This is a genomic window from Tepidimicrobium xylanilyticum, assembly GCF_900106765.1.
GTDB classification, from domain to species: domain Bacteria; phylum Bacillota; class Clostridia; order Tissierellales; family Tepidimicrobiaceae; genus Tepidimicrobium; species Tepidimicrobium xylanilyticum.
In genome coordinates, this window is the sequence record NZ_FNNG01000014.1 from 50,989 (window position 1) to 62,870 (window position 11,882).

An 11,882-nucleotide genomic window follows, 5' to 3' on the forward strand; every position below is an offset into this window, starting at 1 on the left:
AGATACTTCCTTTTATGGAAAATCTATAACCTTGAGATTCCTAGCCTAATGATTTATATCGAAAATTCTAATTTAAATTTTTGCCAAGGCCTTATATGATCTAATAGGAACACTTCTTCATCTACTATCCTTCCCACAACACTTGTTCTCCCACTATTTTTCATAGGTTTTAAAGCTATTTGCAATTCCCCAGCATAATTCCCATATGAAGAACTATCTATTAATATGTCTCCTTTTTTAATATCTCTAGGATTTATCAATTTAAAATCGTAATCCTTATATTTAACCCTACTCTGGGTAGATCTGATTAGGTATTCCGATATATCTCCTCTATTTACGTGGACCTCTTCCAAGATAATCTTTCTTTCTAGCTGCGGTAATTCTTCAATCAAGTCTACTTCTAATGTAAGAATATCCTTATCCATACCTCCTAAAGCCCTTAATTCTTCTTCAGATGCATAACAGTTGGCTATTATAACGTCATCTATAAGATCTGTGTTAAAAAGATCTTTGGCTTGGGTTTCTATGGGAAGATACCTATGCTCTTCTAATGTAGGCAATCCTTCGTTAATAGGCCAAGGTCCAAAAGTTGCATTCGGTGAAGAAATAAAAGCAGCAGTTCTAAGGCCATATTTTTTAAACTCCTTAGAGGTCTTAATAAAATGTTTCCTAGATAAGCCAGTATACCTATGGGGATAGAAATTATGACAGCCAATAATATTGTCCTTATTTGGTGCATAGGCCATGATATTTTCTAGATGCTTAACATTGCTACTCATATTAATCTCTATCTTTATACCATAAGGATTAAATGACATTATGCTTTCTTCATTTCCAGTAAAGCCTAAATCCAGTCTAATCCCTGTTAAATTCATATCCTTAAAGAACTTTAAATCTGAATAATATATCCCTAAGGATTTAAACACTTCTGGAGATACATCCGCTATAACCTCCATACCAAGACTTCGCCCATAGTTTATTATTTCTTTGAATTTCCCTAAGCTATTATCATCAATTGAAATCAAATTAGTAAATATCCTTTTAAATCCATATTTAGCTGCCAGGCTTAGGTATCTTTTATCTTCCTCTAAAGACGATTTATTAGGATAAACAGATACACCTAATCTACGCATTGACCCTATCACCCTTTACCATTGAGCTGTTATATACTAGCTCGTATAAATCTATAAACTCCAAGGCCATATCTCTGGTAGTTATAGCATTCATCAAATGATCTTGAGCATGAACTAGAAGTAAAGAAAATTTTTGTTTCTCCCCTTGAGCTTCTAACTGTATCAATTTAGTTTGACTTTTATGTGCACATCCAATCTTTTCATTAGCCTTCTCGATATTAATTCTTGCTGCATTTATATCTCCCTTCTTTGCATAGGATATTCCCTCCATACACAGGCTCCTAGCTTCACCACTATAGTTTATAATGTTCATTATTATCATTTCTAACTCCATATTGCTCTCTCCTTTAAAAGTTATATTACCTACTACAACAGACTATATATCCTCCTACAATTATATATTATATTTATTTAGTAAAGAAATTTGGAAGATAGTCTTTATGTGCCTGTAACAATTCGTCCAACATTTTACGTCCCCCTTTATCGTTGGCAACTAAAGGATTGGTTATCATCGCTAGAAGGGCCTTATCATAGTTTCCTTCTACTGCAGCTTCCGCTCCTAATATTTCAAAAGCCTTTATCTGGTGAATAAGTCCCCTTATGGGGATTGGAAAACGATCGATGAATTTGTGAGGAATAGGACCATCTTTTGTTATCTTACAGGTAATTTCAATTGCATTATTTTCATCTAAATCCTTAATCGTATCTCCGTTTAGAGTATTGACTACCTGTAGATCTCCCTTATCATTATATATGGAACTTATAAGATTGCAGGCTGCATCAGAATAATAAGCTCCTCCCCTTTTTTCCAATTCCCTTGGCTTATGTTTTAGTGCTTCATCCTTGTAAAGTTCAAACAGTGCCTTTTCTATGTCCTTCACTTCTTCAGCCCTATTCCACCCTTCTTTGAACTTTTCTAAATCATTTCCAAGCATGTCCTTAGTTTTATAGTAATATTTGTGGTAGGGACAAGGTATTAATCTAAGAGCCTTAATAAATTCTCCATCCCATTCCATAGGATCTATATTTTCCATATTTACTGAAGCAGAATTCCTTGCAAATATATTTAATACCTCGTCAGTCCTATTCTGGCCATCTATATATACATTAAAGCCATAAACCATGTGATTTAATCCAGCAAAATCTATCCTAACCCTTTCCCCTTCTATTCCTAATATTTCCGCTACGCCCCTTTCAACTCCAATAGGAACATTGCAAAGACCTATAAACTTTTTGTGCTTTGAATATTTTGAGAAGGCTTCAGTCACCATACCTACTGGATTGGTAAAGTTTATCAGCCAGGCATCAGGACACAAACTTACCATATCATCAGCAATTTCCAATAGGACTGGTATAGTTCTTAGCCCCTTAAAAAGTCCACCTGCACCATTTGTTTCTTGACCTATAAAACCATGGGATAAGGGAATCCTTTCATCTTTACTCCTAGCTTCAAGCATTCCCACCCTTAATTGGGTTGTAACAAAGCTGGCGCCATACAAGGCTTTCTGCCTATCCAAGGTTAAAAAGATATCTATCGGTAGATTGGCTTCTTTCACCATTCGCTTAGCTAAATTCCCAACTATAGCTAGTTTTTCCTTCCCCTCCTCCACATCTACCAACCAAAGTTCATCTACTGGTAGTTCATCATATCTTTTGATGATTCCCTCTACAAATTCAGGGGTATAGGATGAACCACCACCAATTACTGCTATTTTTAATTTCTCGGTCAAATTAACCACCTCACCCTTTGTTAGAATAAAGATTGCAAGAAGTAGAGAAGGTTCTCTACTTCTTTTATTTGGCAGTCTCCTTTTTCCTAGACCTATCAGCTAATTTTATAAATGGTAGGTATATAATCACTGAAACCACTAGGTTTATAGCCGCTAATACTGCCGCTCTCCAACTTGCTGCCGTTGCACCTGTTGCTAAAAAGGCTCCAACTATAGGTGGACTAGTCCAGGGTATGGCTACATAGGTTGGAGGTGCAAAACCTATAGCAGTCCCAATATAAGCTATAAGGGTTAAAATTCCTGGTGTTATTATAAATGGAATAAATAAAATGGGATTTAGCACTATAGGAAGTCCGAACATAATAGGCTCATTTATTTGGAAAATACCCGATGGTGTTGATAATTTTGCCACTTCCCTGTATTCTTTTCTCCTCTTTGAAGCTATGAAAATAGCAATAATCAGTCCTAATGTGGCCCCTGAACCACCCAAGTGCACATATGTGTCAAAGAAAACTCTAGTTATAACATTTGGAGCTTGCATTCCAGCATCTATAGCAGCCGCATTATCCGTTAGAGCTGGTAAATATAAGGCATTCATTATAGGGTCGAATATGTTTGCACCATGAAGACCAAAGAACCAAAACAAGTTGATTAGCATAGCCATTACCATAGCAGAACCTACTCCCTGGCTAAAACCCTGTAGGGGTTTTTGAATTCCTTCGTATATTACATCATATAGGCTTATTCCTCCTAAATTATCTACAATTAGAAACACTATCCCAAAAGTAAATATGGTAATCATCCCCGGTATAACTGCTGCAAAAGCTCTACCCACTGCTGGGGGCACTTCCTCAGGCATCTTTATTGTTAAATCTCTTTTAGTCAACCTTACAAATATTTCAGTAGCAATTATAGCCACAATTAGACCTGTAAAAAGGCCCGTAGCCTGTAAATATCCCCAGTGAATATATCCCCAACCTGCATCGCCATGAGATTGTGGCAAAGTAGCAAAATAAGAGCCTACTGCAATTAGCCCTGATGCAAGTGCGTTTGCATCATAGGATCTTGCTAAGCTATAAGCTGTTGAAAAAACAACCAATAAAGTCATTATCGCTAAAGAACCCCACCATACTTGGTCGCATATGGGAATCAATACTTCCAATGACGCTATCCAGCTAAATATAGTGTTTTTTAACAATACTGCTGTAGAACCTGCAAGTATTAAAGGCATAATGGCAACAAATCCATCACGGATAGCAACTAAATGCCTTTGTCCCCCAATTTTAGCAGCAACAGGGACAAACTTTCTTTCCATAAAATCCATAAACCTATCCATTTTTATCCCCCTTTGAAACCAACTTTATTTATCCTTTACCATACTTAAAGCCTGTTCTAAAACCTTTTCCCCATTCATAGTTCCATAGCTTACGGTATCTACTATATCAACGGGTACCCCTTTTACTTCCATCATCTCCTTCATCTTTGGCAATAGATATCTTACTTGAGGTCCAAGCAACATAACATCTACCTTGTCCATATTGTTCTTTACATCTGCTTCTGCTATAGCAATTACATTTACATCCAAACCTTTTTCCTTAGCTACCTTATTCATCTTGCTAACCAATAAACTAGTCGACATACCTGCTGAGCAAACAAGCACAATATTCAGCATATAAATCAGTCCTTTCAGTAAATTTCATAATCAGTTCTAAAAACCACTCACCTCCAAAAAATTATTTTTATGTAAGCTATCTCTTTGTATCCTTCTCTTATTGCAAATACCTTGCCAACACTTATAATAAATGGATTTTTAAAATATATGAGAGGACAATAGCTCGCCTCACAGTTTATTGTGTTTTTCCTTTAATATTTTGTAATCCCAACCATAAAAAAACCGTGCAAAGTCGATAATAAAAAAAGAAAAGAGTGTGTAAAATCTTACACACTGTTACACACCCTTTTGATTCAGTAAAAACAATTTTAAAATATATGCCAATTCGTCCTCTTCCACTGAAATCCCATATTTTTTTTCCACAAACAAAATGCTTCTTTTAACAATGCCCATCTCCTTTGCATATAAATTGCTATAAACCTCTAAGTTATCAAACTTTCTAGGTACTACACCATTTAGAAGATTATCTATTAAAAAAGCAATATGGAGCACTATTCCTATTTTAGCATCGGAAACCACTTCTATACCTAAACCTTTTTCGATACTCCTAATCAAATATTTAATATCCCTTGTTACTTCTTTTCCATCTAAATTTGTAATATGTTCTTGTAAAGATTCTCCTATCTTTGAGTATATATTTTCCTGTTCTATAATTTTTTTCAACCTTTCTATGCCATCGCCCTGTAATATATCCATTGCAGCTACAAAAGGTATATAATCTATATCTATATCCACAGTTGCTACAATAGCCATAACATTATATTTGTTAGCTAATCTATCTATCCTCTTCTCAAACCTTTCTTCATCTATAATATTAATGGGTACTATTTCCAGATTTTTACCATCAAGATTTGCCCTTATTATTGATTCGAGTTTTTTGGAAGCACCATCCCCTGTAAAACAAGCAGTAATAATTACATTTTCATCCCTCATTGGCTTGGACACTTCATCTTTAATAGAAACCTTTCCCACAAAGGAATTAACAACTTCATCCAGTTCATAACCTAATATAACCTTTCTTAATACTTCAATTACCATTGGAGTGCTCACTTTTTCTATAGTCCTTACCTCTATTCCAGTCTCTTCCCATATCATATCTCCGAAGTTTGTCAACGAACCCATATCCACCATCATGATTACGCCTTTTCCTTCATGAACTTCTAAAACTTTATTTTTTGTTAACTCATACATAATCTTTGGGTTCATGGAAAGTGGCATATCCAGGGCAACTGCATGTTCTACACCTATTAGACTATTAGCCACCTCTACCATGCTGCTGGCTGTTGACCTACCATGCATAGCAACTATTACTCCCACCTTTGGTTTTTTCTCTATGAATTTATTATTTGAATCTGTTGTAAAAAACATGGCCAAATAGCCAATTTCATCTACAGGGGTTTCTATATTAAACTTATTATCTAGAAGCTTAGCTATTTTTACTGCAAATAAAAATTCTTCTTCATAATTAATCCTTATGAAATTCAGCTTAGGATTATATATCTTCTCCCCTCTTCTTATCCTTTCAATACTCCTTTCCAAATGGAAAGATAGCCCAAAATATATTTTTTCATCAAATTCCTTTCCTAAATGTTTTTGAGCTAGTAATAGGATTTCTTCAGCTACTTGGAGTATGTCTTCATTCACTACATTTGAAATTCCTCTTCTATCAAACCGCCTATATATATGCCCTATATACTTCCTAAAATGAGATTCAATATCGATATTCATTATCTCATTAATAGCCTGTTCATCCATGCCAGCTTCCTTCAAAGATTCTAGTCTTTCCTCAATCGCAGTATAAAAGTCACCCGATATATTCTCATCTTCTTTCAATGATAAGGGCAGTCTTTCATGCTGATCGAATTTTAAAACATCATAAGTGGAATTTAACAATTCATCGATTTCTTTTCTATACTGATTGATATTCAATATTCCTTTTCTTACATGGTTGGGTAAATCTCCTTGATTAATGATTAGATAATCATCCTGTTCAGATTTATATCTTAAAAAAGCCTTGGCACAAGCTAACTGTATATCCGATTTAAGCTGCCCTATATTGTTGGGACAATCATATAATAGATAAGAAATAATTGAGTTCTTGTTTATATATATACTCATACCTAATCTATGGGATTCTTCTCTAATAAAGGTTTCAATTAGTGAATATCTTTCAGATAAGCTTCTATCTCTTATAGGAGGTAATGTTATTATCATGGGTATTCTACGGGTAAAGGTTTTCAAAAGGTGGGATTTGGGATCTTCTGTAGTTGCAGCTATTATCCTAACATCTACCCGGATTAGATTTTCAGCATCTCCTAGAGGTCTAAAAAATCCATTATCAATATAGGTAAATAACATTTCCTGCCCTTGAGGTGGTAGCCTATGGATTTCATCTAGAAATATAAATCCCTTATCAGCCTTTTTAAGCAGTCCATCCCTATCTCTATCGGCACCAGTATAAGCACCTTTTTTTACTCCAAATATCTGTGCCGTTAATAGGTTTGGATTATCCGCATAGTCCGCACAATTAAATCGTATAAATGGAGCATTTTCTACCACCACTTTAGATTCTATGGCAAACTGGTACATTAGCTTAGCAAACATGGACTTTCCTACACCTGTTTCCCCTAAAAGTAAAGTATGCAATCCCTTGGGAGGGTATAAGATTGCAGCCTTTGCTTTTTGTATGGGAATAGCCAGACTCTGCCTTGCACCCACTAATTTATCCAAACTGTTATTAAAACCTATGTATGGGTCTTCTTCATCACAGACTGAACTAGTATAACCCTTAATAGATTTATATAATACTGGCCTTCCATTTATCTTTTCTACTCTTCTATTTTTATATAGAATATTTAAATATCTGCTAACATTGGACCTATCCATACCCAATATTGAAGCTATATCAGCAGCAGAAATTCCCTCTTGCTTTTCCTTTTCCAATTGAGTTAAAATCTTGAATACCTCATCTATCCTACCCAAATTTACCACCTTTTCAATTATAATACTGATTCTATAATAGAATATTAGTGAGCAATTTTAATCAATTTACAATTATTATATCAAATATAATAGAGCCTGTCTTTCTATTTAGACAGGCTCTATCAATCTATATTTTTCCCCTATTTAAAATTGCATTCATCAGTATTCCTACTATTGCAGCAAAACTTAATCCCGATATTTTTACCGTTTCAGTAACTGGTATGCCGATTACAATTCCAAATTTACTTTCAATCATTCCGCTTCCAAGACCCAATATTAATATACTGCCCATAGTTAATACATTTTTCCAATTAAACTCTACTTTGTTTGTTCTTATAGTTTGTACTCCTATTAGAGATATCATACTAAATAACATTAAGCTTATTCCACCCATCACTGATGTAGGTATAGAATTTAATACGGCTCCTATTTTAGATACAAAACTCAATATTATGGCAAACACTGCTGCTAGTCTCAGTATTGATGGATCATAATTTTTAGTTATGGCTAATACTCCAGTATTCTCTCCATAGGTCGTATTGGCAGGTCCTCCTATAAGAGCTGCTACAACAGTTGCTATTCCATCTCCTAATAGAGTCCTATTTAAACCAGGATCCTCTATGAAATTTTTCCCTACAACCTGTCCGTTGGTAGTTATATCCCCTAGATGCTCCATAAATACTGCCAATACCACTGGTGAAATTATCATTATTGCACCTATATCAAATTTAGGTAAACTAAATGAAGGGATTCCAAATAGAGCAGCTTCTTTGACTATATTTGTATCTACAATTCCCAACCCTAAAGATACCATATAACCTGTAATAACTCCTATCAGAATTGATAACTGTTTTACGAAACCCCTACCCTTAAAATTAATTAGTAGTGCTGTCCCTAAAGTTATGGCAGCTATTACTAAGTTTTCCCTTGCCATCCCAAAAGCGGTAGGTACTAAATTCATTCCTATGACTATTATCATAGGCCCAACTACCTGAGGAGAAAGATATTTTGTAATCCTCTTTACACCTATTTTTTTAATGAAGAATGCTAGAATCACATATATTAGCCCTGCAACTATCATTCCACCTTGTACATATGCCAAATCCCCATTATACAATTCCTTAACGGTTAAAATCAAAGGTATAAAAGCAAAAGATGAACCTAAAAACACCGGAACCTTTCCTTCAGTACAAAGGTGAAATATTAAGGTTCCAAGTCCAGCGGTAAATAAGGCTACCGATGGATTAAGTCCTGTTAATATAGGCACTAGTACTGTAGCTCCAAACATTGCAATTAAGTGCTGTAAAGCCAAGATCATCTTTTTAGAACTCTTCCACAAACTAACTTCCGTTTTTTTTGATTTTTTGACCATCACATTTTCAGTCATAAAAAAACCTCCTTTTTTAAATTTAAAGGAGAGTTTTCTCTCCTTTTCAGTCTCTCTGGACTGATTTAAAGGACTGTAAGATTGTAATCTATTCCATAAAAAAAGCCTTGCTTACAGCAAGACCTAATAATAGGCATAACTATCCCTATAATTACAATCTTGCCAGCCTCTCTGGACTGATTTAAAGATTCAATCTCTCATTTTGTCCTTAGATATTATATCACCAATTAAGCTGATATGCAATAAAATTTTATTATCAGGGGTAGTGGTATAGTTCTCTTTACTAGACACAGCGTAGCCAGCCAAACTTATAATACATATAAAAAATCCTATAATAGGAAAATTAAAATATGAATTTTCATAAATAGAATTAAATATCCTCAATACATATTCTTTGGATAATTTAATATTATTTAAAATTAAATATGTAAAGACTTCCATCTCTAATTTTCTAAGAATATAACCTACTTTTTTAGAACTTGGTCTAATACCTAAACTATAAAAATATAAGATTATCCTTAAATGAGAAGTTATTCCATAATACAATTCTTTTTCTACCTCATCATCTATGGCAATAAGAACATTAATGGTATTTTTATAAAATTCCTCCTCATACACATGAGCATGTTTATTTAAAATAAATAACAATCGTTCAGCATAGATTACACTATCAAGAAGAATCTGATTTTCTTTTTGTCCTATAAATACCAAGTTAACTATAGAAACAAGTCCATTTCTATAGTAATAATTTACCTTAACATACATTGCCTCCTTGTTAATAGGCATTGAACAGATTAATCTTTCTTTATCATAAGGCATATCCATAAAATTGAATTTTAAAATACCCTTTTTAATTTGAAGGTTATTTTCATCATACATTATATATAAGTTTTCTTTGCTAAGTTTTAAATTTTCAACCAGTAATTTCTCTAAAACTTCAAATACTTTACCTATGTCTTCAAAATAATCTTCTAGATTTGGAATATCCTCAATGATACCTTGTTCCTTTGATACTATGAACCATATTGCTGAGTACTTATTATCATGTTTAATATCCAATTGTTCCATAATTTTTTGTCCTAATACTTGCTTTGCCCATAAAATCAATCATATCTACACCCAAAGCATTTTGTACGAGTTCAGAAATATTATCCCCGCCGATTATCCTACCAGTTGCACAGATTATACTTAATTTAGCTCCTAATTTTTGTAATTGCTGATGTACTGGAATAAAACTATCAATAACTAAAACATGCTTCATTATAAACATATCCCTAATCTCAATATTTACTCCCAACACTTTGAATTTATCTTTACAGCAGTTTTACTGCCATCATACCCTTTAATTTAACTTTTTATACTTTACTCAGTTCTTGGTAGTTTGAATCCTTAAGAACATCATTTAAAGTCATTTATAAATACTATATATCCCTTTATTGTTTTATGTTGTATATTTAACCTAAATATCGTCAATAAAAACAATTCAGAGCTTTTCCACATGATTAAAAAGCAAAGTATTACATAATCAAAAATAAAAAGCTTAGAATTCATTACTCATTAAGGTTTCTAAGCTCTTTATTCGTTTATCTATCAAATGTTAAATTAAACTGCTACATAAATAATTAAGCAACTACCATCTTATAATCTCCTATAATAATCTTTATCATCTAAACCATCTATTTTTAACCCTTCTTCAATCTGTTTAAGTATCAGTTTTTTATCCTCCATAAGAGTTCCCCTCAAAGCTACATAGTTAGAAGCATGATTACTCCTAAAAATACAATTACCTACCTGTAGGTTTTCTACCAAAATTCTTGTCTCCTCTAACACTTCTTTAGGGCTTAGAAGTTGGAATTTTCCTACTTTAACATCTTCATAGAGCTTTGTTCCCTGTTCCAGTAGTAGGGTCAACAACCCTATATAATGGGGTTTCATTTCATTTAGCACCTTTGCAGACTCAAGAGCATGAAGGGTTGAAAAAGCCTTGCCCCCAATACCCGATATTAAGGTTACTGAAAGTTTTATTCCTGCGTCTACAATTTTTCTTCCCGCTTCTATCATTTCAGCAGAATCTACGCCCTTTTTTATATCTTTTAAAATTTTGTCGCTTCCAGATTCTACACCTAAATATACGATTCCCAATCCCAATGCTTTTAATTCCAATAACTCTTCCTGAGACTTGTTTAAAATGGACTTAGGCGAGCCATATATACCTATCCGTTCGCATTCTGGAAATAATACTTCTATACCTTGTAATATCTTAATTAGTTCTTCCGTTTTAATCACTAAAGCATCCCCATCTGCTAAAAATATCCGCCTTACATTCTCATAATATTTTCTACCTAAAATTAAATCCTCCATTATTTCTTCCGTATCCCTTATTCTGAACTTCTTATCTTTGTACATAGAACAAAATGTGCATTTGTTGTGAGAACAACCTATTGTGGCTTGCACTATTAAACTATAGGCTTCACTAGGAGGTCTATAAAGAGCCCCTTCATATCTCATCTACATCTTCTCCTCTATATCCCTAATATTTACTTTTGCTATTCTACTGACTTAATTATAATACATTTTAGATATTAGGACAAACAAAAAAACCCCCTACTTTGATCAACAAAGCAGAGGATTTTTCTATGTATCTGGCAGCGTCCTACTCTCCCAGGGCGTCTCCACCCAAGTACCATCGGCGCTGAGAGGCTTAACTTCTGTGTTCGGTATGGGTACAGGTGTTTCCCTCTCGCTATTGCTACCAGATTACCTTCATTGAAACTAAACAGTACATTATATTTCTGGTCAAGCCCTCGACTTATTAGTACCTTTAAGCTTAAAGCATTACTGCTCTTACACTTAAGGCCTATCTACCAGGTAGTCTCCCTGGAGTCTTACCCACTTCCCGTGGTGGGAAATCTTATCTTGAGGGGGGCTTCGTGCTTAGATGCCTTCAGCACTTATCCCGTCCAGACTTGGCTACTCAG

The 11,882-nt window shown here is 34.1% G+C and carries 10 protein-coding genes and 2 rRNA genes; all 12 read right to left on the reverse strand.

Annotation, left to right across the window (positions count from 1 at the left end):
- Positions 1–53: 53 nt before the first annotated feature.
- Entirely contained in the window at positions 54–1,133 is a 1,080-nt protein-coding gene (locus BLV68_RS12740; RefSeq protein ID WP_093754439.1) for a DUF871 domain-containing protein, read from the reverse strand.
- Positions 1,126–1,467 carry a PTS lactose/cellobiose transporter subunit IIA gene (locus BLV68_RS12745; RefSeq protein WP_093754441.1) on the reverse strand — a complete coding sequence of 114 codons (342 nt, stop codon included), beginning with the start codon at positions 1,465–1,467 and terminating at the stop codon, positions 1,126–1,128. Before BLV68_RS12745 ends, BLV68_RS12740 begins: the two co-directional genes overlap by 8 nt.
- 73 nt (positions 1,468–1,540) lie before the next feature.
- Positions 1,541–2,863: a 6-phospho-beta-glucosidase gene (locus BLV68_RS12750; RefSeq protein WP_093754443.1), complete on the reverse strand. Its 1,323-nt coding sequence runs from the start codon at positions 2,861–2,863 to the stop codon at positions 1,541–1,543.
- A 64-nt stretch (positions 2,864–2,927) separates the two neighbouring features.
- On the reverse strand, positions 2,928–4,199 hold the full coding sequence (locus tag BLV68_RS12755; protein WP_093754445.1) for a PTS sugar transporter subunit IIC: 1,272 nt from the start codon (positions 4,197–4,199) through the stop codon (positions 2,928–2,930).
- A gap of 24 nt (positions 4,200–4,223) precedes the next feature.
- Positions 4,224–4,535: a PTS sugar transporter subunit IIB gene (locus BLV68_RS12760; protein WP_093754447.1), complete on the reverse strand. Its 312-nt coding sequence runs from the start codon at positions 4,533–4,535 to the stop codon at positions 4,224–4,226.
- 276 nt (positions 4,536–4,811) lie between these two features.
- A complete protein-coding gene (locus BLV68_RS12765) occupies positions 4,812–7,517 on the reverse strand; it encodes a sigma 54-interacting transcriptional regulator (protein ID WP_093754449.1) in 2,706 nt (901 codons plus the stop codon).
- Positions 7,518–7,644: 127 nt separating this feature from the next.
- On the reverse strand, positions 7,645–8,904 hold the full coding sequence (locus BLV68_RS12770) for a uracil-xanthine permease family protein (protein WP_093754451.1): 1,260 nt from the start codon (positions 8,902–8,904) through the stop codon (positions 7,645–7,647).
- Between the two features lie 189 nt (positions 8,905–9,093).
- Positions 9,094–9,972 (reverse strand): hypothetical protein, encoded by an 879-nt coding sequence (locus BLV68_RS12775; protein WP_093754453.1) that lies wholly within the window; start codon positions 9,970–9,972, stop codon positions 9,094–9,096.
- A complete protein-coding gene (locus BLV68_RS12780; protein ID WP_143035286.1) occupies positions 9,953–10,165 on the reverse strand; it encodes a hypothetical protein in 213 nt (70 codons plus the stop codon). Before BLV68_RS12780 ends, BLV68_RS12775 begins: the two co-directional genes overlap by 20 nt.
- A gap of 377 nt (positions 10,166–10,542) precedes the next feature.
- Complete coding sequence (locus tag BLV68_RS12785; protein ID WP_093754457.1) at positions 10,543–11,412, reverse strand: radical SAM protein; 870 nt, start codon at positions 11,410–11,412, stop codon at positions 10,543–10,545.
- A 132-nt stretch (positions 11,413–11,544) separates the two neighbouring features.
- Positions 11,545–11,661, reverse strand: a 5S ribosomal RNA gene (gene rrf, locus BLV68_RS12790).
- Between the two features lie 35 nt (positions 11,662–11,696).
- Positions 11,697–11,882, reverse strand: a 23S ribosomal RNA gene (locus BLV68_RS12795); the annotation flags it as partial.

What these genes read in the sequence shown, in the direction of transcription:
- BLV68_RS12740 (WP_093754439.1), bottom strand. Translation starts at nt 1,133, where the DNA reads ATGCGTAGATTAGGTGTATCTGTTTATCCTAATAAATCGTCTTTAGAG.
- BLV68_RS12745 (WP_093754441.1), bottom strand. Translation starts at nt 1,467, where the DNA reads ATGGAGTTAGAAATGATAATAATGAACATTATAAACTATAGTGGTGAA.
- BLV68_RS12755 (WP_093754445.1), bottom strand. Translation starts at nt 4,199, where the DNA reads ATGGATAGGTTTATGGATTTTATGGAAAGAAAGTTTGTCCCTGTTGCT.
- BLV68_RS12760 (WP_093754447.1), bottom strand. Translation starts at nt 4,535, where the DNA reads ATGCTGAATATTGTGCTTGTTTGCTCAGCAGGTATGTCGACTAGTTTA.
- BLV68_RS12770 (WP_093754451.1), bottom strand. Translation starts at nt 8,904, where the DNA reads ATGACTGAAAATGTGATGGTCAAAAAATCAAAAAAAACGGAAGTTAGT.
- BLV68_RS12775 (WP_093754453.1), bottom strand. Translation starts at nt 9,972, where the DNA reads ATGGAACAATTGGATATTAAACATGATAATAAGTACTCAGCAATATGG.
- BLV68_RS12780 (WP_143035286.1), bottom strand. Translation starts at nt 10,165, where the DNA reads ATGAAGCATGTTTTAGTTATTGATAGTTTTATTCCAGTACATCAGCAA.
- BLV68_RS12785 (WP_093754457.1), bottom strand. Translation starts at nt 11,412, where the DNA reads ATGAGATATGAAGGGGCTCTTTATAGACCTCCTAGTGAAGCCTATAGT.